General features: G+C 41.2%; 24 protein-coding genes and 1 pseudogene. 10 read left to right on the top strand and 15 right to left on the bottom strand.

Features of this window, described 5'->3' with window-relative positions:
* Positions 1 to 146: 146 nt before the first annotated feature.
* Entirely contained in the window at positions 147 to 1,097 is a 951-nt protein-coding gene (locus tag QZ995_RS07540; RefSeq protein ID WP_301805075.1) for a tetratricopeptide repeat protein, read from the bottom strand.
* Between the two features lie 188 nt (positions 1,098 to 1,285).
* Complete coding sequence (locus QZ995_RS07535) at positions 1,286 to 1,657, bottom strand: hypothetical protein (RefSeq protein WP_003338077.1); 372 nt, start codon at positions 1,655 to 1,657, stop codon at positions 1,286 to 1,288.
* 236 nt (positions 1,658 to 1,893) lie between these two features.
* Here QZ995_RS07535 and QZ995_RS07530 point away from each other — a divergent pair, with 236 nt between their 5' ends.
* Complete coding sequence (locus tag QZ995_RS07530; RefSeq protein ID WP_301805072.1) at positions 1,894 to 2,322, top strand: DUF2621 domain-containing protein; 429 nt, start codon at positions 1,894 to 1,896, stop codon at positions 2,320 to 2,322.
* A gap of 56 nt (positions 2,323 to 2,378) precedes the next feature.
* Positions 2,379 to 2,615: a hypothetical protein gene (locus QZ995_RS07525; RefSeq protein WP_301805069.1), complete on the top strand. Its 237-nt coding sequence runs from the start codon at positions 2,379 to 2,381 to the stop codon at positions 2,613 to 2,615.
* A gap of 198 nt (positions 2,616 to 2,813) precedes the next feature.
* Here the strand turns inward: QZ995_RS07525 and QZ995_RS07520 are convergent, their stop codons facing one another.
* Complete coding sequence (locus tag QZ995_RS07520) at positions 2,814 to 3,467, bottom strand: HAD family hydrolase (RefSeq protein ID WP_301805067.1); 654 nt, start codon at positions 3,465 to 3,467, stop codon at positions 2,814 to 2,816.
* A 217-nt stretch (positions 3,468 to 3,684) separates the two neighbouring features.
* Here QZ995_RS07520 and QZ995_RS07515 point away from each other — a divergent pair, with 217 nt between their 5' ends.
* Positions 3,685 to 4,539: a sulfurtransferase gene (locus tag QZ995_RS07515; RefSeq protein WP_301805063.1), complete on the top strand. Its 855-nt coding sequence runs from the start codon at positions 3,685 to 3,687 to the stop codon at positions 4,537 to 4,539.
* 121 nt (positions 4,540 to 4,660) lie between these two features.
* Here QZ995_RS07515 and QZ995_RS07510 read toward each other — a convergent pair whose 3' ends face one another.
* A complete protein-coding gene (locus QZ995_RS07510) occupies positions 4,661 to 5,029 on the bottom strand; it encodes a DUF4180 domain-containing protein (RefSeq protein WP_301805060.1) in 369 nt (122 codons plus the stop codon).
* Between the two features lie 234 nt (positions 5,030 to 5,263).
* Here QZ995_RS07510 and QZ995_RS07505 point away from each other — a divergent pair, with 234 nt between their 5' ends.
* The 4 genes and pseudogenes from QZ995_RS07505 to QZ995_RS23805 all read left to right on the top strand — a co-directional run bounded on the left by QZ995_RS07505 (position 5,264) and on the right by QZ995_RS23805 (position 6,907).
* Entirely contained in the window at positions 5,264 to 5,596 is a 333-nt protein-coding gene (locus QZ995_RS07505; protein ID WP_301805057.1) for a PadR family transcriptional regulator, read from the top strand.
* Positions 5,593 to 5,727 (top strand): hypothetical protein, encoded by a 135-nt coding sequence (locus tag QZ995_RS07500; protein ID WP_301805054.1) that lies wholly within the window; start codon positions 5,593 to 5,595, stop codon positions 5,725 to 5,727. The genes QZ995_RS07505 and QZ995_RS07500 overlap by 4 nt, the downstream gene beginning before the upstream one ends.
* Before the next feature lie 584 nt (positions 5,728 to 6,311).
* Positions 6,312 to 6,581 (top strand): annotated as a pseudogene (locus tag QZ995_RS23810) (FtsW/RodA/SpoVE family cell cycle protein); the annotation flags it as partial.
* A complete protein-coding gene (locus QZ995_RS23805) occupies positions 6,569 to 6,907 on the top strand; it encodes an FtsW/RodA/SpoVE family cell cycle protein (protein WP_366919685.1) in 339 nt (112 codons plus the stop codon). The pseudogene QZ995_RS23810 and the gene QZ995_RS23805, both read left to right, overlap by 13 nt.
* Positions 6,908 to 7,026: 119 nt before the next feature.
* Here QZ995_RS23805 and QZ995_RS07495 read toward each other — a convergent pair whose 3' ends face one another.
* From QZ995_RS07495 to QZ995_RS07465, 7 genes are all read right to left on the bottom strand, one after another.
* Positions 7,027 to 8,094, bottom strand: coding sequence for a YdcF family protein (locus QZ995_RS07495; protein ID WP_301805052.1), 1,068 nt, complete (start codon positions 8,092 to 8,094; stop codon positions 7,027 to 7,029).
* Positions 8,095 to 9,056: 962 nt separating this feature from the next.
* A complete protein-coding gene (locus QZ995_RS07490; RefSeq protein ID WP_301805050.1) occupies positions 9,057 to 9,857 on the bottom strand; it encodes an energy-coupling factor ABC transporter ATP-binding protein in 801 nt (266 codons plus the stop codon).
* Positions 9,850 to 10,815, bottom strand: a complete 966-nt coding sequence (locus tag QZ995_RS07485) for an energy-coupling factor ABC transporter ATP-binding protein (protein ID WP_301805047.1) — start codon at positions 10,813 to 10,815, stop codon at positions 9,850 to 9,852. The genes QZ995_RS07490 and QZ995_RS07485 overlap by 8 nt, the downstream gene beginning before the upstream one ends.
* Complete coding sequence (locus tag QZ995_RS07480) at positions 10,812 to 11,579, bottom strand: energy-coupling factor transporter transmembrane component T family protein (protein ID WP_301805044.1); 768 nt, start codon at positions 11,577 to 11,579, stop codon at positions 10,812 to 10,814. Before QZ995_RS07480 ends, QZ995_RS07485 begins: the two co-directional genes overlap by 4 nt.
* A gap of 26 nt (positions 11,580 to 11,605) precedes the next feature.
* Positions 11,606 to 12,208 carry an ECF transporter S component gene (locus tag QZ995_RS07475; RefSeq protein ID WP_301805042.1) on the bottom strand — a complete coding sequence of 201 codons (603 nt, stop codon included), beginning with the start codon at positions 12,206 to 12,208 and terminating at the stop codon, positions 11,606 to 11,608.
* Positions 12,209 to 12,384: 176 nt separating this feature from the next.
* Positions 12,385 to 13,620, bottom strand: a complete 1,236-nt coding sequence (locus tag QZ995_RS07470; protein ID WP_301805041.1) for an MFS transporter — start codon at positions 13,618 to 13,620, stop codon at positions 12,385 to 12,387.
* 147 nt (positions 13,621 to 13,767) lie between these two features.
* Positions 13,768 to 15,372 (bottom strand): peptide chain release factor 3, encoded by a 1,605-nt coding sequence (locus QZ995_RS07465; RefSeq protein ID WP_301805038.1) that lies wholly within the window; start codon positions 15,370 to 15,372, stop codon positions 13,768 to 13,770.
* Positions 15,373 to 15,677: 305 nt separating this feature from the next.
* Here QZ995_RS07465 and QZ995_RS07460 point away from each other — a divergent pair, with 305 nt between their 5' ends.
* The gene (locus QZ995_RS07460) at positions 15,678 to 15,848 is read left to right on the top strand and encodes a hypothetical protein (RefSeq protein WP_301805035.1); all 171 of its coding nucleotides are present in this window, start codon (positions 15,678 to 15,680) and stop codon (positions 15,846 to 15,848) included.
* A 168-nt stretch (positions 15,849 to 16,016) separates the two neighbouring features.
* Positions 16,017 to 17,531, top strand: coding sequence for a carboxypeptidase M32 (locus QZ995_RS07455; RefSeq protein WP_301805033.1), 1,515 nt, complete (start codon positions 16,017 to 16,019; stop codon positions 17,529 to 17,531).
* A gap of 137 nt (positions 17,532 to 17,668) precedes the next feature.
* Here QZ995_RS07455 and QZ995_RS07450 read toward each other — a convergent pair whose 3' ends face one another.
* The 3 genes from QZ995_RS07450 to nirD all read right to left on the bottom strand — a co-directional run bounded on the left by QZ995_RS07450 (position 17,669) and on the right by nirD (position 20,156).
* Entirely contained in the window at positions 17,669 to 18,601 is a 933-nt protein-coding gene (locus tag QZ995_RS07450) for a DMT family transporter (RefSeq protein ID WP_301805031.1), read from the bottom strand.
* Between the two features lie 299 nt (positions 18,602 to 18,900).
* Positions 18,901 to 19,761, bottom strand: coding sequence for a formate/nitrite transporter family protein (locus tag QZ995_RS07445; RefSeq protein WP_301805029.1), 861 nt, complete (start codon positions 19,759 to 19,761; stop codon positions 18,901 to 18,903).
* Between the two features lie 35 nt (positions 19,762 to 19,796).
* Positions 19,797 to 20,156, bottom strand: a complete 360-nt coding sequence (gene nirD, locus QZ995_RS07440) for a nitrite reductase small subunit NirD (protein ID WP_301805027.1) — start codon at positions 20,154 to 20,156, stop codon at positions 19,797 to 19,799.
* 229 nt (positions 20,157 to 20,385) lie between these two features.
* On the opposite strand from nirD, the gene QZ995_RS07435 reads away from it, so the two are divergent.
* A complete protein-coding gene (locus tag QZ995_RS07435) occupies positions 20,386 to 20,604 on the top strand; it encodes a hypothetical protein (protein WP_064018008.1) in 219 nt (72 codons plus the stop codon).
* 68 nt (positions 20,605 to 20,672) lie between these two features.
* Here the strand turns inward: QZ995_RS07435 and QZ995_RS07430 are convergent, their stop codons facing one another.
* Positions 20,673 to 22,538, bottom strand: coding sequence for a bifunctional homocysteine S-methyltransferase/methylenetetrahydrofolate reductase (locus QZ995_RS07430; RefSeq protein WP_301805022.1), 1,866 nt, complete (start codon positions 22,536 to 22,538; stop codon positions 20,673 to 20,675).
* Position 22,539: the final 1 nt, after the last annotated feature.

The raw sequence follows: 22,539 nt of genomic DNA, 5'->3' as shown, positions 1-22,539 counted from the left end.
TTTATCACCTTTTTGTTCAGGTTTCTAGAGGGTATCATCAGCAAACTGTTATACTCCGAATACCATTACAAACAAAAAACAAGGCCCCCTTCTTCCTAAAAGGAAAATAGCGCCTTGTCTCTTTTTTTATAAGCGTCTCTTGCTAACTACCAAATTTTCCACCAAGGCTTCTTCGTTTCTCCATTGGTGGTTACTGGATTTTTCTCATCTGCTTGGTGTGCTTCCAGAAGTTCCTGTGGCAATTTGTCCACATACTCTTGTACCGCTGGCTTAAATTCTTCACGCGTATGTTCTACTAATTCTTTTAAGACATCAATCGCTTTTTTTGTCTCATCTGTTTGTAACAGCGCATTGATATAGTTAAAGCCTGCATAAGGTCGTTCAAAGCTTGGTTTCCAATATTGCTCGCTTATCTGGATAAGCTGATAAACATACCCTGCTTGTCCAAGTTCCCCTGTCACGTTCATGACAATTTCTTCATGACCGTTTACTTTCTCGAGTGTTTCTTTAAACATATTCATAGCAGTCAACAGGTCGCCTTCCTTTAAAGCGACTAGGGCTAACACATAATGCGGGCGCCATGCACCTTCGCGATTGCCAAGCTCGGTTAAATATTGATATAGCTCCTCTTTCTTACCTGCTTCCATAAAGGAAGTGGTCAGCCATTCCAATGCATTGTCTTGGTTTGGATCAATAAGCAATGACTTTTGCAGCAGTAAGCCTGCTGTATGCTCCTCGCCTCCATGAGCATACAGACGTGCCAGATTAAGATGAGCGGTAGCTGATTCCGGGTATTGATCAATCGTTTCGTGCAATAGCTTCTGAGCCTGTGGAAATTCCCCTAATTGCATATGTACAATGGAACGGAATATCATTGCTGGTTCAATTGGACCGTATAATTCCAATAAGCGATCCGCTGCTTTGGAAGCCTGCTCTGGAAATTCCTGACGCACCAGCTCCATAGCGAACTCTCGCAATTTTTCATTATCATTCCAGTAAAGCTCCATATACTTTGGAATTATTGTATTTTGAAAATCCTCACGGGATAACTGCATACTCTGTCCATCTTCATTTTGAAATTCGATAAAATCTGACATGGCTAAAAGGCCTCTCTTTCCATGGCGATATAAGCTTCGTCACCTAGTTTTTAAAAAATCGATCTCTTCTCTAACAGACTTCTTGTTATCACCCTGCAATTCCTGCAATGAAGGCAGAGAAAATACAAAATGATCTCCCCAAGCCTCCTTTTCATTTGGCCCTACGGGGAAATCATTCCGATCGTTACCTATATCCAAGCTTTCATATTTACCTTACGAATAAATTCCTCAGGTGATTCCTTTGTCGCACCTTGTTCAGGCTCTTCGTCAGCAAGACCTACCACTTTTCGAAACAAAGCTTCATTTTTGGTAGCCAAGGCAAAGTCAAGCAAAGCTTCTTGCTGCGCTCGCTCAGCTGCTTCTGCCCAAATGGTCTCTTCTAAAGCAATATCTTTATCCGTTACAGGAAAATGCCGATCATATTTTGGGACACGAATCAACCAGTCAAAAGCCGAATCCGGGTTGCGATCGCGGCCAATAAGATAGGCATGTTCTCCGATTGGCAACGATTGTTCAAAGGAATCTGCTGTGATAATTACCCGTTGTCCAAGTGTAAACATAGGCACGAGCCCCCTTTTCCAACAGCTATTGTACTATCTATCTTACTCATTTCGTGTAGAATTGGAAAGAGAAAATCCCTGATTAGGCAATTCAGTATAGGTAATCGGTGTGAGTTTGGGTAGCTTCGGCCTATTCCTCCTCTTAAAAAAACGGAATATTTGTTGTACAATGAAAATATTAGTTCGATAGTTAAATTACGGATAGTAAAAAGCATAACGATAACGAGGTGTAGCTTGTGAACGGATTGTTTTCCTGGTTTATTGTCGGTTGGACTATTGTGCTGGTTGGTCTGTTTGCCATTGGTGGCTATTTTATGTTCCGAAAATTCCTAAAATCAATGCCTAAGCAAGATGGCAAATCGGAATTAGATTGGCAAGATCACTTTATTGATCAGACCAGACATATGTGGGATGACGACAGCCTTCAGCTATTAAACGAACTGGTAAGCCCTGTGCCTGAATTGTTCCGTCCCGTTGCAAGACGTACCATTGCTGCGAAAATTGGACAGCTGGCACTGGATGAAAAAGCTGAACATATGACAACAGAGCTAATCATTCGCGGATATATCATCGCAACGCCAAAACGTGACCATAAATTTTTGATTGCCCATTTAAAAGAAAAAGAAATTGACTTTACACCTTTTCAAAAATATTTACAAGCCTGAAACTTCCCTGCTCCTATTTCGTATATATTACTAACCGGCTTAAAGGGGAGACCAAGATGAAATTTTTACTCATTTTAGCGATGTTAGCTTTCATTCCAATTGTATTGATTGCCGTAGTGGCGCTTGTTATAGCAGGGAAAGCTAGTCGGTTTATCCAAGGACTGAAAAATGGCAATGGCCCTCATGTTTTTACCAGTACCGTTTCACATAAAAATAGGCCTTTTCAGAACAAGCCTCGCGAACATTCCATCTCAGATGATGACGATGTTGTCTTCCTTGGTAAACGTCAATAACAGAATGAACAAGAGCAGCTTCTTGTAAGAAGCTCAGTAAAATTACATTTGTTCGTAAGATAAAACAACGATGTAGATTACAAATCAAAACCCTTCTGCTAGTCCCGTCTTAAAAATAGGGCTGGGCATCAGAAGGGTTTTTGTATGGAATTTTAATAGCGCACGCTTATAGGAAAAATCGATTTCTTTAAAAGAACGTTATTTAAAATCTTCTAACACCTGCTCCAACTGTCTCTCCGCAAGAGATTCCATCCGCACATCATATTCTGCAAAAAAATGCTTACGAGATAGCTCATGCGGTGTAATAATACAGTACATTCCAGCCGCTTTGGCAGCTTTTGCCCCAGTGACTGAATCCTCCACAGCAATTGCTTCATACGGTCTTACTCCAAGGCATTCGAGCGTTTTTGTGTAAAGCTCTGGGTCAGGTTTGACTTGCAGCACATCATCCTTGGTTAAAACACAAGAAAAATAGTCACGTATACCATATTTCTTTAGATGAGGGTCTACCCAAGAGCGAGGGGAGCTAGAGGCAAGACCAATTTTTAACCCTAGAGAACGCGCTGCTTCTAAATAATCCCGTACACCTGGGCGCAAATCTGCTGTCTGCAACAATTCTCTGTGACGATTTAACCACTTATCTTCTGTTGCAACTCGGTCAATCGGCGCTTGAATCAGCTCTTCCAAATGAGCAAAAGGATCAAATACAAGCTCGCTCCCCACCCCTTGTGACCATAGATCAACAGGAAGTATTACACCATAAGAATCATAGATTTCCTTAAATGATTGATATAATGTCCACTCCGTATCCAAGATGGTTCCGTCAAAATCAAATACTAGCGCTTTTATCATGGTATCCTCCTACCTGTTAATCTGTTTAACCTATGAATGTGACAATCTCTGAAAAACAAAATGTTTTCTTGCTCTAATCATATGTATTTCATGGAAATGAAAAGGTATGCCCCTCTATACCTCAATGTATCATTCTTTTCAAAGACGAAACAACTTTTAATCTGTTATAGTAGAAAAAAAGCAATAATTTTGATCTTGTTTGGAGGGATGGGATGAAATGTTACAGGGTAAGCTGCAAGACCCCATGGTGCAAGCCGATTGGCTTTATGAGCGCCTGAACGATCCTTCAATTGTGATACTAGACTGCCGTTTTATACTCGGACAGCCAGATCTAGGGCGTGCAGACTACGATGCAGGGCATATTCCAGGGGCGGTCTACATCAGCTTGGAGTCAGACCTATCCGGCCAAAAAACAGAGCAGGGGCATGGCGGACGCCACCCATTGCCGAGCACTTCCGCGATGGAAGCCTTATTTTCCCGTATCGGTATTGACCAGCATACAACCGTTGTCGCCTATGACGGGGATGATTTGGCAATGGCGGCACGCTTGTGGTGGATGTTACGCTACGTTGGACATGAGCGGGTATATGTACTGGATGGTGGTTATGCCGCATGGAACAGAGCTAATTATCCGACTAGTACAGAAATCCTGAATAGAAAGCCGCGTTCCTTCACAGCTAATGTCCAATCAGATATGCTTCTAACCAAGAATGAAGTGGTTCAACGGGAGTCTTCTACACCTCTCCTCGATTCTCGTGCCCCGGAGCGTTATCGTGGGGATATGGAACCATTGGACTCTAAGGCAGGACACATTCCCGGAGCCACGTGCTTCTTTTACAAAAATACCCTGCAAGCAGACGGTACATTAAAAACGAAAGAACAACTGCAAAATTATTTCGGCGAATTATTACAGCAAGAACAAATTATTGTGTACTGTGGATCGGGTGTAACAGCATGCGTTAATCTCCTAGCGCTTATGAGAGCCGGTCGACCCGATGCGAAGCTGTACGGAGGAAGCTGGAGCGATTGGTCCTCCTATCCAGACAGCCCTGTGGCGACAGGAGATGAGTAATGAAAAGAAAGACCATCTAGTAAGTTTAGATGGTCTTTTTCCAGTGATTTGCTAACATTTGGATTGTGCATCTATGTGGAATGATTGGCTACGAAAAATACTGATCTGACACCGCTTATTTTTACGTATTTATGCCATGGAGCGATTCTAACGCTTCCTCTTCTGTTTGTTTGAAAAACGCCTGTTTTCCTTTATTGCATTCATACATATAGTCTTTCAAACTCTTGCTGTTATAGGAATCAAATTCACCAACCAGTGCAACCTTCATTTTGTAATTTGTATACTTTTGTAAAATTTCACCTGCAAGACCTGTTTTTAAATTAAAGAACTCCTCAGTCAGGTGCTCTTTTCTCAAAAGCATTTTCTCGCATCCATAGTATCCTACGTTCGCTATTAAATCCAAAGCATCGTTGACATTCTGAATGATAATGCTGTCGCTTGTTATAATGGCAACTTTTGTTTTGCCTTTTTCATCCACCTTAATTTCCATATTGCACCTCTCTTCTATTCTCTCTCTGCTTGTTGTAACAATATACCACAATACAGATGTGTAGAACCGGAACTTTACAATAAATTCCAAAATAATAGAAATAATACTCGTCCCCTCGCAATTACACCATTTAGAGTAGCAATTGTTTTTTTCCATATAATATGCTATATACTAATACATAGATTTACTATGCATTATATATCTATGTAAATTTCAATTTAATTGGAGGTAAATATGAAAATAAACAAAGAATTAATGAAAGGAAGTACCGTTATTTTGATATTGACCCTTCTGGAAAGAAAAGAAATGTACGGGTATGAAATAGCTAAAGAGATCGAGAAGAACTCAGATGGTATTTTTACCTTAAAAGAAGGGACGATGTATCCTATCCTGCACTCTTTAGAGAGCAATGCTTTTGTTGAATCCTATTGGAAAGAGTATGACGGACGTAAAAGAAAATACTATCGAATAACTGATGAGGGCCTGGCACATTTGAGGGATAAAAGAAAAGAATGGTACGTGTTCCGTACCGCTGTAGATCGGATCATAGGGGAGGAGCACGCATGAGTAACCTCATCAATGATAAGAATATACAAGCTTTTTTGAACAAGATATGTGAACAGATTAAAGCCAAAGAAGTCCATCATGAAATACGACTTGAAATGGAAAATCATCTACTTGATATTATCAAGGAATAGATTGAGGAAGGTGCCACAAAGAAGGATGCCGTTCAACATGCTATTCACCAAATGGACGATCCAGTCATTGTGGGGAAACAATTGCATCAGGTCCATAGACCCAAAATAGATTGGGGGCTAATCAGCATTATAACCATTTTTATTGGGATTGGGTTATTGGCGATTTATGCCTTACAATTAACAGAATATTATTTAGACAAGCATCGTTTTTGGATCAAAATTTCCTTTACCTGTATAGGCCTCCTACTTATGATCGGTTTGTATTTTTTCGATTACAGGAAGCTAAAGCAAATTTCCTGGCCTACTTTTTTTCTAACGATCTGGTTAATGGTAGTTACAATTAGTTTCGGAGGTAAGATAAATGCTCACCCATACCTGGACACAAATTCTAATTACTTCGGTTTAGTTGGTGAATACCCTTATTTATTGCTTTTATTATTTATCGGTATCTTTTTCTCAAGAAGATGGCGAACTCTTAACCTTTTCATGAAGGCTGTTCTATTTATAATAATTCCAGATTTGTTGTATATAATAGCCAATTCCTACTTTGCACTGCTCATATATAACTTCAGTTTTTTACGGTAGTCTTTTTGAGCAGAGTAGGACGAAAAGAACTCAGATGGTATTTGTCTTTAATTCTCTGTATTTTCATATATACAGTAATCTTCCTTATTATACGTTCTGATAAGAACTTTATTGGATTTATAAATCCATATGCTGATCCACTAGACTCGGGTTATACATATATTCAAATTTCAAACTTACTACATGCTGCAGGCTTATGGGGACAAGGCTTTGTTTCAGCATTTAAAACAATCCCAATTCTGGATGATTTTTTTATATTTTATACCTAATCTATAGCTTTGGTTGGGTTTTAGGTATAATCTTCGTTACCTTGATAGCCTTTTTTGTTATACGTATTACAAGAATGATCAAAAGAGTAAATGACTCCTATGGAAAACGTGTAATAACTAGTTTTCTCATGATATTTTCACTTACATTCATGGGAAATATTTTAATGTCCGCAGGGCTTCTACCAATCCTTTTGGATGATCCGATTCCCTTGCCATTTATTAATGACATTGGTATTCATCTAATGTACAAATTCATAGATCTTGGCATCATAATCAGTGTGTATAGACACAAAGACTTAATAAGTGCACAAGCTCAGGTAAAGTAAATATTACAATAAAGGTACTAGAAAGATCATAAATATATACATATTCCACTATCATTCTGCTGTTCGGCATAAAGGAAAAGCCCCATTCAACGGGGCTTTTCCGTCTTTTATTTGTTCTGTTAGCGCTGATAGCCTGGGAATGCCCAGATTCCTGAGGTGCGTAATAGATCACGGTAAATCCCTAGCTTTTCATTCTTGGTTACTTGCTTTGCTTTTTCAGCAGACGCGTAATCCATATATACCATGTTCGTAAAGGTACGTTTATTTTCTTTTCCCATTAGGCGCGCATAGTGATCACTAGATGCTTGGAAGCCAGACAGAGCTCGACGCATATGTGTTGCATTTGTTACCAGAGTCGCATCAGTAATCCCCATAGTCTCTAAAATAGCCGTTGTGCATAATGCGTTTTCAACTGTATCAGATGCACTTTTTTCTAATACAATCCGATTCTGATCTACACCTTTTTCCAACAACCATTTGCTCATCGCTTCCGCTTCTGTAATACCATTTTTTGGCGAGCCGCCTGTAACGATAATTTTTGAATGAGGATATTTTTTTGCAATGGCTAATCCAGCTTGCAGACGTTCAATTAATGGTTGTTTCATAGTGCCATCATTTTCAAGTGCAAAGCCTAAAATGATAATCGTATGATTGTTTTGAGGCAGGTTTTGAGGCACTGTGGTATTTAGTTCCGTTTTTAAATATCCATCTGCTGCCTGCAGCTTCGCCAGGAAAGCCGCTGCCCGCTGTGGATCTATCTTTTGTAATGCAGCCATGGATTTATGATATGCAGCCTCGTCGCCATTTACCTTTGAATAAACACCATACAATAGATTTGCCTCAAAATGATTTGGCTGGAAATTAACAATTTGCTTGTAGATGCCCACAGCCTCTTCTACTTTCTTCTGAAAAACCAAGGTTGAGCCCAAATAAAATTTTAACTCCATGTTAAACGGGTCTAAGGAGCTTGCTTCCTTCAGATTTTTTTCCATTAATGCAAATTTGTCTTTTTGAGAGCTATTGCGAAACAAGTCAATTGTGGAGTCAACCAGATGCTGTATCCGTTGTGCCGTTGTCTCGTTTTTTACAACAGGAGTTGTTTCTCCTTGAGCAAATGCGCTAGTGAGAGGAGAGACGGAGAGTGCCAGCGCTAATGAAAGGATCAATTTGTTTTTGTATCTTATCATGGTAGTTCCTCCTAATCATTCTTGGCGATGTACGTTACCAATTGATTCAAAATAGGTACAGTCAGATTATGTAAGCGCATTAAAAATTAACGAATAAAATAAAAAAGGCATAAGGCAAAAAAACGGAAGAATCGCTCCGTTTATTTGGCTTATGCCTAGTCTAACTAGTAACACGCCGTATAAATGGTATCGCTTACAAAAAACATGATACCACAGTCCACTTATACAAACAATTGTAGATAATGATTATTTTTTATCCAAAAGGTAAAAAAATGACTTACTTACTAAAAATGTAAGGTATATAAAATAAAAAACACCTTTGGTACAGAAGCGGCAAGAATAGGTAAAATCATAGCCGGTTGTATCGGCTCCCGATAGCTTTGTCATAAGGCCAAGTATCAACTGATGAAGATATCAGGCAATTTGGCGAAGTTCTGGCCTCTCTTTTTCATACGTCACCAGAATCACCCTTGATACGCTCTTATTATGAGCAACTCTCCTCCTATCCGCAATTATTTAGTGAAAAGATGAAGGCCTATCTTGGTGCATACAAAGAGGAGGTGGTATCAATTGGTTCCCTGGTTTTCACAAAAGAGAGTGTTGGTATTTTACGATATTGCCACAAGATCAAAAATACAGGGGAAAAGGCTTTGGATCTGCAATGTTTAACTTTCTTGTCATAGAAGCCAAAAAAAAAGGATTCCTCTATGTGTCCTCCAAGTCTCTCCTGATGGAATCAATATCTACAAAAGATCTGGATTTCAATACATCCCGTCGGTCAGGTAAGGGTCTTTGAAAACCGGCATTTAGTTGAGGAATAAACCTATATTGTTCCTCTCTCAAATCCCTACATATGATTCATTTTTAGACTTACCCCGAAAAGCCCATGATTTCTCTTCAGCGATAGAAATCGTGGGCTTTTTCGATAAATTTTAATCAGTTACAAAACAGACTTACGTGGACTACTTGCTCTTACTTGACCATCTTTCAATCAGTTCCTCCGCTGTCAGGACGGTTTTAGCTTCCCCTAACTTTTTGCCCAGTTGAGTCACATAAGGCGTGTCCAATCCTGCACGTTGTAAAAGCTCCTGATTGGAAAAGACATGGCGAGTGTCTGCGTCAACTAGTACCTGCCCCTGGTTCAAGACAATGGTTCGCTCAAAATGGGCAGCCACAAAATCCATATCATGCAAAATAGCCAGCACTAGTTTGCCTTCCTGTTGCAACTGCCTAATAATTTCAGCAATCCGCCGTTTTCCAGCATCGTCCTGTGCTATTGTTGGCTCATCTAAAATGATAACCTGCGTATTCATCGCAACCACAGATGCGATGGTAATTAGTTTTTTCTCCGATAGTCCCAGATCATGAGGATTCTCGGCATGACGATCCCACAAGCCTACTAGCTGCAAGGCTTCCTTGGCACGCTGCTTTGCCGTTTGCACGTCTGCCTTGAGCTGCAGGGGGCCAAACATCACTTCGTCTAGTACCGTTCTTTTAAAAATCTGATCATGTGGATTTTGAAAGACGAGCCCAATTGAGCCAGCAAGCTGAGCTACCGTCGCTGTTTTTGTATGAACCTCTCCAATCAGAATGTCACCCGCTGTAGGCTGCAATAAGCCTTTTAGCAGCTTGACGAGCGTTGTTTTCCCCGCACCATTTTGACCAATAACAGCTGTTGTGCGTTGGTCAAAGGCAAGCGATATTCCTTTTAGTACTTCCTGGCCATTTTGATAACCAAAACGAACATCCATTAGTTTAATCATGCTGGTCACCTTCATTAGACTGCAAACTTTTTTGCCCATGGTGCTCGATAGGCTTTATTGTTGTTTTCAAGGAATCCTGTATTTGTTTTCCTTCAACCGTCTCTTGCCTTTTTGACTGCTGATATGCCTTATAAGAACGCTGCGCTTCCTCTAATGTAACAGGATATGTATTTGCACCAGGTACTTTTAGCCCTAATTCACGACATACTCTGGTATAGACAGGTGGTTGAATATCATACTGAGCCAAATCATCGCGTGAAAAGAGGCGGGACGGTGTATCCACATCAATCAATTTTCCCTGATGAAATAAAGCAATACGGTCAGCGTATTCGGCCAGCTTTTCCATTTTGTGTTCAGCCAATATGACGGTCATGCCTTCTTGACTCAAACTATGGATAGCGCGAAAAACCTCCTCGGAGCCTTGGGGATCAAGCTGAGACGTAGGTTCATCTAGCACGATCACCTGAGGGCGCATAGCAATGACGCTAGCAATTGCCATGCGTTGCATCTGACCACCTGACAAGTCAAATGGGGCACGGTCCTTGCATTCCTCGATATCTAACAAATGGAGGACTTGATCAATCCTCTCCCTCATCTGTTGACGAGGCACACCCAATTGCTCCAAGCCAAACGCGATTTCTTCATACACCGTTAGCTTGGCACCTGTCACCTGTGTGAAAGGATTCTGAAAGACAATGCCCACCCTGCGTATGGTATCGTCAATTCCTGCTTTGCCCACATCCGTGCCATCAATCATCACACTGCCCCCATAGGCTCCTTTATAAAAATGAGGGACCAGGCCAGTTAATGCTTGGCAAAATGTTGATTTACCCGCTCGATTTTGTCCAATCACACCAAGGAACTCACCACGTTGCACTGTCATGCTTACACCATCTAACGCCAATTGTTCGCTCATCGGATACCGATATTTTAGCTGTTTAATCTCAATGTGACTCATCCGATAACCCTCCAAACAACCGCAATCACTATGCATGCCCCCATCAGTGCTCGCAACATTGTTCCATGTGCATATTGTGTTTCTTCCTGCAAGAACGTCTTAGGACCAGTCACATTAAATCCACGAACCTGCAAAGCGAGGCTTCGTTCCTTCGTATCAATGAGCGAGCTTAATACGACCGGACCGATTAGCGGAACAAATGCCTTCATTCTGGTCAGCAGGCCTCCTTGCGTCTCCATTCCTCGGGATCGCTGTGCATCTGTAATCGTTTCCATTTTTGCCATCATTTGCGGGATAATTTGAAATACAGAGCTTAACACATATCCGAAGCGAGGCGACAATCCTTTTCGGACAAGCGATTCAATTAAATCGGACGGTTTCGTCGTCAAGACAAGAATGAGAAAGGCTCCTACAATATTAAGGGCGCGAAAACAAATTCCCAGCGCATATAGAAGGCCTTCCTGATAAAACGCCCAAGAGCCAATATGAAATAGTACCGTTTGATTTTTCACATGAAAAAAACCTTGGATAAGCACAATCGTTATCAGCACAAATCCAACAAAGCTAATGACTGCCAAAGCGCGTCTGAACACTTTGCCAATCCATAAAATAAGGAAGCTCACCATCATCCCAAACAATGCAGTGTACAGAGACGGTAAAATAATAGGTACCAATATAGCAAAAACAATATAGAAAAGCTTGGTAATCGGATCAATCTGGTGTATTACCGTATCCTTTTGAACATATAGACTTAATGTTTTCATGGTTTCTACACCTCTTATCTGCCAACTTAATCCAGTGACTCAATATCTGACTTGTTTTTGTACATATGAATCAGGCTCTTTGGCAATACACGATATATCCCATAGGCAACCAAAACCGTTAAGAGTTTATCCGGAACATCCACCACTAGTTCGTCTAAGAAAGAAGCAAGCCAGATGGATTGTGTCTTGTTCATTACAGAAGCAAACACAATATCGCCCCATAGATTCCCTGTCTGTCCTCCCCAAAACCATACATTTAAGGGTGTAGAAATAAGTACAGCGGTGATTCCAACAGTTAATCCGACAACCGCCGCCTTACCCCAACTGTTTATCCAGCCCTTAAAAGCCATTACCCCTGCAACCAAGCCCATACATAAACTCGTTAGCGCATATACAAACGAAATCGGGTCCACTGTTAAACCATAAATAATGTTGTTAATGAGTCCAGACAATCCCCCGATAATAGGACCTGCAAGCAAACTTGCCAGCACTGTTCCAATAGCATCCAGCCACAAAGGTAATTTTAAAAGTCCAGCAAACAGCTTACCGATGTAATTTACACCAACTGCTACTGGAATAAGTACGAGAGCAGTAGTTGACAATGACCACATGCTGCGTTTTGTAGACATGTACATTCCTCCTTAACAAAATTAGTTTTAGTATGGGGGCTAAAAGCCATACTAGCAATAGTTTTGTACCGATTTGCACAAGAAGTTTTTTATTTATCCTCGTTCTCTAATAGATTTACCATCTAATGACAATTCACTCCTTTAAAAATGAAAGTTCTCCCCGTCATGGCGCCATATCAGCGCCGCACCGGAGAGACTGCTTGCCACTTTTTATCCTGAAACAGGATGCAACACACACTAGCCGTCATCAGTACGAGAAATCCAGTAAAAAATGAGCGACTGATATTATCAAATATTCCAGCCACTATCGGACTTAATATAGCTCCAGCAGACATAATAGCAGAGTAAAAACTAAATGCGGTTCCGTAGAGCTGACGCGGTGCATAAGAGGTTAAAATGGTTGTCATTGCAGGAAATAACAGCCCAAAGGCTCCCCCCACTAAAAACATCATCCAGTAAATCGAGACATTCCAATTCATTGCTGTCGCATAAAACATTGCACTCAACATAGATAGGCCAATTAAGCAGCGAACCACAGGCGATTTACGTTGAATCTGCGCTATGCTTAGTGTAAGCAAGGAGCCTATGCCCATCATGCTAAAAATCATTCCAGTGACAGTAGGATCTAAATGCTGACGTGCAATTAATAGCGGTACTTCATACATCATAGTCCCTTGTGCATACATGATAGCAAAGGCGGAAAAGAAAGCGGGATACATCCCGATGCTTCCGAATATCACCTGTAGCGTTGCTTTTACCGTTTTCTTTTTGCTCAGGCTGTTTTGGTGGTCCTGCTTTTGTTCCTGTACCTCCTCCTTGAATACACATTCCTCAGGAGTCATCCTCCTTGCATCGCCACTATGCTTGGGTAAAAAAAGCAATGCAATTAGCCCTGTGATTAGCATTACCCAGCCCAGAATGACAAAGGAGTTAGCAAATCCAAATTTTCCCGCGAGAAATCCCCCGACCGCTGGTGACAAAATGGAGGCAAAGGTCAGAATAATCCCTTTTTGCACAAATATTTTATTTTGCTCATCAATCGTATCCGCAGATGAGGCGAGTACTGCAAAGCAAGCTGGCGAAACAAAAGCCATAACATACCCATAGGTCAAACGAATACCGAGCAATTGCGTAGAGCTATCAATAATCCCATGCAGCATTAATAGAATTCCCGAGATCATCAAGCCTGCGCTAATAAATCCTTTTTTGCTATAACGATCAATGATAGGTCCTGCTGTCAAATTGCCAATCAGGTTAGTGAAGGAATATGCGCTTAACAATAGTCCAATTAGCAAAGCAGGCGCTCCTAATTCTTCAATAAAGGGTGACAAGAGGGGCATTTGTGCATGCATGTCAAACGAGGCCAAAAACAAAATGACAAACAGCAACCAAAGGGCATACTTTCTCCGCAAAACAATTTCCACTCCTTCCTTTGCTACTGCTCTTTTCACTATATGAGAGTGGCTGTCCGCTTCATGAATGAAAAAACCTTTTTATATAAGAAAGACGCAAAAGATGTCTTTGCATCCCTTGCGTCTTCTAGCAGTTGCTTTTGTATGTTAGTCCGTTACACGGTGTAATCCTAGTGAACTTTCATGGAAAGTAAGCTTCGGATATTTTTCCTGAGCCATTCGCAATTGGTATTCACTATCAAATAGCATGACGAGACGACCATAACGATCTGTAACGGATTGGCTACGTGATTTAACCGCATCCACAGCCTCTTTATCCCCTTCGATCCAGCGAGCAATCTGATAAGACATGCGTTGTAATTCAATATCAACGCCGTACTCTGCCTTCAAGCGATACTCCAATACTTCAAATTGCAAGACACCTACCACCCCAAGAATGAGTTCTTCCCATGGATGGGTCTTAAACAACTGCACGGTACCTTCTTCTGTCAATTGCATGATGCCTTTTTGAAATTGCTTATGCTTCATCGCGTCTTTAACGGTCACCTTAGCAAAGAATTCTGGAGAGAAATGTGGCATTTCCTCATATTCAAATGCAGGCCCAACACAGAGTGTGTCTCCAATTTGAAAAATTCCCGGGTCAAATAATCCAATCACGTCACCAGCAAATGACTCTTCAACGATTTCGCGATCCTGCGCCATAAATTGCATGGGTTGAGCCAATTTAATATCCTTGCCTAGCCGCACGTGACGAACACTCATTCCTCTTTGGAATTTACCTGAGCAAATTCGCATAAATGCTACACGGTCCCGATGCGCCGGATTCATGTTCGCCTGAATTTTAAAGATAAAACCAGAGAATTTACCACTTAATGGGTCAATTTCACCAATCGTACTTTTCTTTGGTGAAGGAGACGGCGCCATCTGCAAGAAATTTTCCAGGAAGGTTTGCACGCCGAAGTTATTGATCGCCGACCCGAAAAATACCGGGGTTAGCTCCCCTTTAGCAATCAGCGACTCATCGTATTCATCGCCAGCGATATCTAACAATGAAACCTCTTCCTGAAGCTGATCGTACAAAACCTCGCCTACGCTGCTCTTAATTTTAGGATCATCAGGTCCACTTACCTCAACGGAGGATATCTCCTGGTGATCGCTGCCATCCTGATACAGCTCAACGCGATTTTTCATGCGGTCATATACACCGCAAAGATCGCTACCCATACCGATTGGCCAATTCATTGGATAAGAGCGGATTCCCAAAACATTCTCAAGTTCTTCTAAAAGAGAAAACGGATCCTTTCCGTGACGATCCAATTTGTTGATAAAGGTAAAAATAGGAATTCCGCGCATCCGACAAACCTTAAACAGCTTAATGGTCTGCGCCTCTACCCCTTTTGCCACGTCAATAATCATGACAGCGGCATCGGCAGCAGTCAATGTACGGTACGTATCTTCACTAAAGTCTTCATGTCCAGGTGTATCCAAAATGTTAATATGGTGTCCTTTATATTCAAAGTCCATCGCGGAGGAGGTTACTGAGATACCACGTTTTTTCTCAATCTCCATCCAGTCGGAAGTAGCATGCTTCGAATTTTTACGTCCTTTCACCACGCCGGCTTCTCGAATAGCGCCTCCATAATACAATAATTTTTCAGTCATGGTCGTTTTCCCGGCATCCGGGTGGGAAATGATAGCGAATGTACGCCGTCTCGTAATTTCATTCTCCCAATTCGCTTGTGATTGAGTCATTTATTCATTCTCCTATAGCAATCAATATTCTTCCTTACGCTTCTCTACCAGTACGATTATACAAACAAACTCGCCACGATAAAAGAGAAAAGTCTACAATAAACACGATTCTCTTCAACCACGTCTTACCTTTCATGAAACTTTATCCAACATGCTTCATAAATCATGTGTAAGATTTCTATATTTTCACAACAAAGGGCGTGGACATCATCAGTCATATAAAAATGATCGGCCTCTTGTTGATAGTGCTTTCATTATCAGTAGGCAGAAATTAAGATTGATGAAATGATAACAAGACTCAGTGGATGGATGCCAAAACAAAGAATATCGTCGCTGGCTCTTTAGAAGAGATCGCCCAAGCTAAAGATACCCATAATAGTAAGATGAACTGGACGATCATCATGGCGCCTATCCTTGCTATTTTCTTTATTGGCTATATCATCAGCAGTTATTCAAAACATAAAGAGAACAAATAAATTGCCTGCTTTTCTTTTGCTGAAGATAGATGTACTTAGACAAAAAATCCGCTATAATAATGAGACAGTTAGCGTGCTTATGCGAAGAAATCGTAGGCACGTTGTATATACATAATTTTCAAACAAAATTTTTTTATCAGAAAATTATCTTTAGGAGGCGTTCTGTCTATGAGTACGATTAACCAATTAGCTGCGGATTTTACTACTTTCTCGAAAAAAATTCAGGCATACAACAATGCAACTGCCGTCTTATACTGGGACCTTCGCACAAAAGCACCAAAAAAAGGAATGGATGCTCGCTCTGAAGTGATTTCGACCTTATCCACTGAGGCATTCAAGCTTTCTACTTCCGATCAAATGGAAGATTTCCTGCAACGTCTAACTGAGGAGCAAGCCTACAAGCAGTTAGATACGGTCACTCAAAAATTAGTGGAAGAATCCAAAAAGGAATTTGACTTAAACAAAAAGATTCCTACCGACCGTTATCAGGAATATGTGCTTGTTACAAGCCAAGCTGAAAATCTTTGGGAAGAGGCTCGCGAAAAAAATGATTTCTCCCTGTTCCGTCCTTACCTGGAAAAAATAGTTAAAATGAAATTGGAATTCATTGATTACTGGGGAGCGAAGCCAGATAAATATGATACCCTGTTGGATCAATATGAACCTGGTATGACAGTAAAACAATTAGATCAAATTTTCACCTTATTGCGTGATAAAACTGTTCCTTTGGTTCATGCGATCAATGAATCAAATCGCCGCCCAAATATTAGCTTTATGGAAAAGCATTTTGCCAAAGCAGATCAAGCGGCATTTAATCAGCTAGTGCTTAAAAAAATCGGCTTTGATTTCCAAGCTGGACGTCTGGATACGAGTACCCATCCTTTCTGCATTCACTTCGGTTCCACCGATGTCCGCCTAACCACCCGTTACGATGAACAGGACTTCCGTTACGCACTATGGAGCAGCATTCATGAAGCAGGTCATGGTATGTATGAGCAAAATGTAAATGCGGCTTATAATGGTCTATTGCTAAGCAACGGTACTTCGATGGGCGTTCATGAATCCCAGTCTCGTTTTTGGGAGAACATGGTAGGACGCAGCTTACCTTTCTGGGAGCATTTCTATCCAGCGGCCCAACAAGCTTTCCCTGAGCAGTTTGCCGGTGTAGCCTTACAAGATTTCTATCGGGCAGCCAACCTGGTGGAACCATCCTTCATCCGTACGGAATCAGACGAACTGACATACAATTTGCATATCATGGTTCGCTACGAAATCGAAAAGGGCTTAATCAATGAAACCATTGAAGTAGGAGAGCTTCCACAAATTTGGAACAACAAAATGAAAGAATACCTAGGCATCGATGTACCTAGCGATGATCTTGGTGTCTTACAGGATGTTCATTGGTCAAGCGGCCTAATGGGTTACTTCCCAACATATTCCCTAGGAAATGTTTATGCCGCTCAATTTACGCATGCCATGAAAAAACAGCTTTCTAATTTCGATGATCTTTTACGCGCAGGTGAATTTGCACCGATCAACCAATGGTTACGCGAGAATATCCACCAATTCGGAAAAATGAAATCTCCTCAGGAACTATTGCAGCATGTTACCGGAGAACAAGTAAATGCAAGCTATCTAGTTCATTATTTAGAAACGAAATATAAGGATTTATATCAGCTATAGAAATAAGACAAGTTAGTTTCTTATAGAAATATAAAAAATAGCCTCCTTGCACGCTCATCTTTTTTTAGATGCCGCCGCAGGGGGGCTATTTATAATGGTATTGAACAAACCGCCATGTCACTCAATTGACGTAATTATCATTTAGCTTCGTCTGTTTTTACTACATTCATCCCTACTGATTTTTCATTTGTTCGGGTCAGTACAATAATCCCCAATACTACAAACCCCATTCCTAAAATATGATACCAATAGATATCTTCTTTCAGCACTAAGCTCGATAATAAAATCGTAGTAATTGGTGTTAACGCAGTAAACACGGATGCTACACTTGCAGGTATCACTTTTAATCCCTGATTCATTAAAATGACAGCCAAAATTGTTACGACAATTGCTGTGTAGAAAACCAACAGCCAAACCGTTATGGATATTTCAGAAAGATCGACGCTTAGTGCATCATGTACAGCTAGTGGTAAAAATAAAATTGCCCCTATAATACTTAATGCCGTTGAGATAGCTAAAGGAGACCAAGCTTTCGATAGTAGTTTTCCAAACGAAAAAAAGATAGCATCCCCTATAACGGCACAAAGAATGAGAAAGTTCCCGAATAATGAGCTAAAGCTTATACTGTTCGTAGCAATAATTCCAAATACATTTATAGAAACCGTTCCTAAAATAGTAAGCAAAATCCCCGAAATCTTGGCAAACCCTAATTTCTCTTTCAGAAAAACGTACGCAATGACTCCCATTACAGCTGGCGTACAGCTCAGTACAATTCCACTCTCAACAGCGGACGTATATTGCAAGCCGTATAGCAAGCAGATGCTAAATAGAAAAATCCCTACGAAGCTTTGTACAAGTAGAACAAAAACATCTTTTTTATATAAGGTAGGAAGCCTTCTTTCTTTTCGATAAAACATTGGCAGTAAAATAAGGCTAGCAATCAATAGCCTTAATTCAGACGCTAAAAAAATAGGGATTTGCTCTAAAATAAATTTATTTACTACTACAAAGCTACCTATAATAGACATGGCAATCGATACCTTGATATACGCTATCGTGCTATTAGACAAGTAAATCTCTCCCACTTTTTAATAAAAATAATCGTTTTTTCTCTCTATCTATCGTTTATTTAAATGGAAATACCCGATTGTTTACCATCAACAGTAATAGTACCACAATACACTATCCGGTTGGTTTTTTTTAGTAGAAAAAGTGTACTCACTTGATTTCAGATTTCCCTGTAAATTATCTCATTATTCTGTCAACCACTCGCATATCTTGTTATCGTGGCGGGATGCTTACTAAAAATACAAAAGGCCCGCTCCCAAGTGCCGAGGAGCAGGCCTTTTTTACCCGAATGAAGTATATATTATTTCGCTTGCAGAGTAGCGCTATCTGTTGGTGGTCCTATCTGCTTCATTTCTTTACGTTCTTCCTGTTGTTTTCCTTTTGTAAACTTGGCTTTTACAGGGGATACCAGCCAGTACATGGTGCCTACAAATAATGCTCCTCCGACAATATTACCCAGTGTAACAATGCTCAGATTATGAACCCAGCCTGCAATGGTAATGGTCTCTGGGTGAGGCAGCATTAGCGCCAGCGTTAGCACTGTCATGTTGGCTACACTATGCTCATAGCCAGAGGTAATAAAGGCAAACAACATCCAGAAAATCAGAATTAGTTTCGCTGTATCCTCCTTTGCCCGGGTCGCTGTCCAAATAGACAAGCATACTAACCAGTTACAAAGAATTCCCCTGAAAAATAATTGCACAGTTGGTATGTTCATTTTTTTGGCTGCTAGATAAAACAGCATATGGTCGCTTGAAGCATGACTAAACACGCCCGAACCTACAATAATCAGACAGAAAACAGTTGCACCGAGTAGGTTACCAATCCAGCACCATACCCAGTTCTTCCCTGCATCCTTCCATTTAGTCGCACCGCTTAAGGCACCTATGGTGAAATACATATTATTGCCAGTAAACAAATCAGAACCAGCAAAGATTACCAAGGTTAAAGCAATTCCAAACGACACGCCCATCAATGTCATCGTAAGAGGGGAGCCCGCTTGCAGCAGCGGCTCACCTACTGTTAAGATTAATACGATTCCAATGCCTACATAGCAGCCTGCTAGTGCCGCGTGTAGCAAATAACGGGGTATGCTTTTATCCAGCATCTCTTTTTTCTTTACTGCGTTCTTAGCCATTATTTCCAGAGTGTCAGTATACAAGGTCTCCAACTCCTTAGGTGTTAGGCACGTGTATGTTAAGATAAAAAGTTATCGCAAGCAGGCAAGCCTAGTTTCACCGTTTTTCCTTCGACCACTACAGGGTATACCTCTACTTGGCCTCGATCAGGAGCTTGTACTGTTCCATCGACCAGCGAAATTTTCCAGTCGTACAAAGGGTCATACAAAAATAGATCAGAAACGATTCCGTCTACTAATGTGCCTCCCCTAGGATGTGGATTTCGATTAGCCACTGCATAGAATTGATCATCATCTAAACGAAACAGAGCAACCTCTGTTTCTTCTACACAAACCACTCGGCCTACTTTCTTTGGAAAATCATCAATATTCCCTATTTCATAGAAACAAATTAACTGTTCAGCAACAGGATGCAGCATGCTTCTAACACTTCCTTCCCTTTAGACATACAAGAAATTATCTCTATTTCATTCTACATTCGTAGTATAACGGGTTCGGCTTAAATGCAAAAGTTATATATGTCACTTTATGAGAAATTTTTCACTTTCTTTTCTGATTTGTCACATTTGGGAAGAAAAAATGGTGTTTATCTACCCAAATATAGAATACTAACCAATAATATCTAATTTTTTGGTTGGAGGGGAAATAATGGATTTTTCTTCGTTACGTCAATATTTTAACGATATTGCACACAGTATTGGTGATATCAGCAGTAAGACAGGGAATGCTTTAATCGGGATTCATTCGGAATTAAGCAAGATAAGTAAAGCGATACAGACTACAAATATTTTGCTTGGCATTCTGATTTTTTTGGTTATGGTTCACTTTATTTATTCCGTTGTCCAAAACCGTAAAAAAGGTACATAACGAAGAAGACCTCCTACGTTTCTTGTAAGGGTCTTCCTTTATCCAGACGGTATGATTAACTCCTCTCCTTATGAGCTGGATGCTTCTTTAAACCCTGCTTTTACTTGCTCTTGTTGCCTGATATATTGGGTCAGCTCAACGGTCATCTGGTAGTAATTGAACGGGGTAATCAAGTATATTCCATTAAAGTATTGAAGCGTTACATCGATTAGTTCCTTTGCCATACGATTGCCTTCCTGACGAGCGTCTTCCCCCGTAAATAGCTTCATTTGTTCTAATGCATAGGTGGACAGCTTGATGCCAGGCACCTCGTTATGCAAAAATTCTGCATTACGCGAGCTTGTTAAGGGCATGATTCCAATAAAGATAGGTACACGAATATGCTTCGTGGCTTCATATATTTGTACAATGGTCTCGGCATCATAAACAGGCTGCGTCATAATGTAATCGGCTCCCGCCTCGACCTTCTTTTCCAAACGAGCCACCGCTGCATCCAAATGACGCACATGCGGATTAAAAGCTGCCCCCACAATAAACTGAGCATGCTGCTTCAATTGTTTGCCTGAAAACGCGTAGCCTTGATTTAACTGCTTTACCATCCGGATTAAGTCAAACGAGCTCACATCATAGACAGAACTAGCACCCGGCAAATCTCCAAAACGTGAAGGGTCGCCCGTAATAACTAGCACCTGGTCAATACCCAGTGCGTGAAGACCCATTAAATGTGATTGCTGTCCAATCAGATTACGGTCGCGGCAGGCAATGTGCAGCAGCGGCTCTATCCCTAATCGCTTCATCATGGCTCCTAACGCCATATTGCTCATACGAACTGTTGCTAGTGAGTTATCTGCCAGCGTTATTGCATTCGCACCGGCATCATGTAAAGCACAACAGCCCTGTAAGAAATCTTCCGTATGCAGGTCCTTAGGAGGATCGAACTCAACGATAATCGTAGGATTATGCTTTACTTCTTCGATAATACTTGGCTGAAGACGTTTTTGAACGGCCTGCACCTCGATTCTCTCCGAATGAATGGGAACTGGCGGATTCACCCGTGGCTGCGGTTTGCGACCTGCCAAATTTTCAACAATTGCTCTAGTATGCTCCGGCGTTGTACCACAACACCCCCCAATTAGTCTTACACCCTGTTCATGTAAGCGTAAGGCACTTTCCGCAAAGTAGTCTGGAGATGATTTGTAAGAAAGGGTTCCATCAGCCATGCCAAGACGGCCTGCATTCGGAAATGCAGAGAGAAAAACATCATCTGGACATACTGTAGCTTCGAAGGAACGCAGGATTTCTGCCGGCCCCAATCGGCAATTGAGTCCTATTACGTCCGCTCCTTGATCCTTAATCTGCTGGAAGGCATGCGTCAACGAATGACCATCACGCGTGGTACCCACTTCCAATGTAGCAAGCTGGGCTATGATGGGCAGCTCTGTAAGAGGACGTATCACCTCCAGCGCTAGCAATAATTCATCAACATCCAAGAATGTTTCCAGCAAAATTCCATCTACGCCTGCATGCAAAAGAGAAGTAGCTTGCTCTTCGAATTGGTCTTTAAATTGGTCGATTTGCTTAGTACGGACACGTCCAGCAATAATTGAACCCATCGCTCCAACTACGAAAGCATCATCTCCGACCGCTTCCCTCGCAATGGTTACCGCGGCTCGATTCATCCGCGTAACCTTACTTTCTAGGCCATATCGGGACAAGCTATCCCGATTAGCCCCAAATGTATTCGTCTCAATCAGCCGTGCTCCCGCTTCATAATAAGCGGCATGTACGTTGCGGACTATCTGTGGATTACTTAAACATAACTCTTCGAAACTAACGCCAATAGGAACTCCCTGCTCGTATAGCTGAGTAGCCATCGCTCCGTCACCCACTAGTACGTGCTGTGCGAGATAGGCCCGCAAATCTCGTTTTCCCATT

This window comes from Brevibacillus laterosporus, assembly GCF_030489605.1.
GTDB classification, from domain to species: domain Bacteria; phylum Bacillota; class Bacilli; order Brevibacillales; family Brevibacillaceae; genus Brevibacillus_B; species Brevibacillus_B laterosporus_E.
The sequence above is the reverse complement of the archived record's forward strand: the minus strand, read 5'-3'. Positions and strand labels throughout refer to the sequence as shown.

What these genes read in the sequence shown, in the direction of transcription:
- QZ995_RS07515 (WP_301805063.1), top strand. Translation starts at nt 3,685, where the DNA reads ATGTTACAGGGTAAGCTGCAAGACCCCATGGTGCAAGCCGATTGGCTT.
- QZ995_RS07480 (WP_301805044.1), bottom strand. Translation starts at nt 11,579, where the DNA reads ATGAAAACATTAAGTCTATATGTTCAAAAGGATACGGTAATACACCAG.
- QZ995_RS07510 (WP_301805060.1), bottom strand. Translation starts at nt 5,029, where the DNA reads ATGGAAATTAAGGTGGATGAAAAAGGCAAAACAAAAGTTGCCATTATA.
- QZ995_RS07430 (WP_301805022.1), bottom strand. Translation starts at nt 22,538, where the DNA reads ATGGGAAAACGAGATTTGCGGGCCTATCTCGCACAGCACGTACTAGTG.
- QZ995_RS07455 (WP_301805033.1), top strand. Translation starts at nt 16,017, where the DNA reads ATGAGTACGATTAACCAATTAGCTGCGGATTTTACTACTTTCTCGAAA.
- QZ995_RS07495 (WP_301805052.1), bottom strand. Translation starts at nt 8,094, where the DNA reads ATGATAAGATACAAAAACAAATTGATCCTTTCATTAGCGCTGGCACTC.
- QZ995_RS07520 (WP_301805067.1), bottom strand. Translation starts at nt 3,467, where the DNA reads ATGATAAAAGCGCTAGTATTTGATTTTGACGGAACCATCTTGGATACG.
- QZ995_RS07535 (WP_003338077.1), bottom strand. Translation starts at nt 1,657, where the DNA reads ATGTTTACACTTGGACAACGGGTAATTATCACAGCAGATTCCTTTGAA.
- QZ995_RS07490 (WP_301805050.1), bottom strand. Translation starts at nt 9,857, where the DNA reads ATGATTAAACTAATGGATGTTCGTTTTGGTTATCAAAATGGCCAGGAA.
- nirD (WP_301805027.1), bottom strand. Translation starts at nt 20,156, where the DNA reads ATGCTGCATCCTGTTGCTGAACAGTTAATTTGTTTCTATGAAATAGGG.
- QZ995_RS07475 (WP_301805042.1), bottom strand. Translation starts at nt 12,208, where the DNA reads ATGTCTACAAAACGCAGCATGTGGTCATTGTCAACTACTGCTCTCGTA.
- QZ995_RS07525 (WP_301805069.1), top strand. Translation starts at nt 2,379, where the DNA reads ATGAAATTTTTACTCATTTTAGCGATGTTAGCTTTCATTCCAATTGTA.
- QZ995_RS07505 (WP_301805057.1), top strand. Translation starts at nt 5,264, where the DNA reads ATGAAAATAAACAAAGAATTAATGAAAGGAAGTACCGTTATTTTGATA.
- QZ995_RS07465 (WP_301805038.1), bottom strand. Translation starts at nt 15,372, where the DNA reads ATGACTCAATCACAAGCGAATTGGGAGAATGAAATTACGAGACGGCGT.
- QZ995_RS07485 (WP_301805047.1), bottom strand. Translation starts at nt 10,815, where the DNA reads ATGAGTCACATTGAGATTAAACAGCTAAAATATCGGTATCCGATGAGC.
- QZ995_RS07460 (WP_301805035.1), top strand. Translation starts at nt 15,678, where the DNA reads ATGGATGCCAAAACAAAGAATATCGTCGCTGGCTCTTTAGAAGAGATC.
- QZ995_RS07500 (WP_301805054.1), top strand. Translation starts at nt 5,593, where the DNA reads ATGAGTAACCTCATCAATGATAAGAATATACAAGCTTTTTTGAACAAG.
- QZ995_RS07540 (WP_301805075.1), bottom strand. Translation starts at nt 1,097, where the DNA reads ATGTCAGATTTTATCGAATTTCAAAATGAAGATGGACAGAGTATGCAG.
- QZ995_RS07435 (WP_064018008.1), top strand. Translation starts at nt 20,386, where the DNA reads ATGGATTTTTCTTCGTTACGTCAATATTTTAACGATATTGCACACAGT.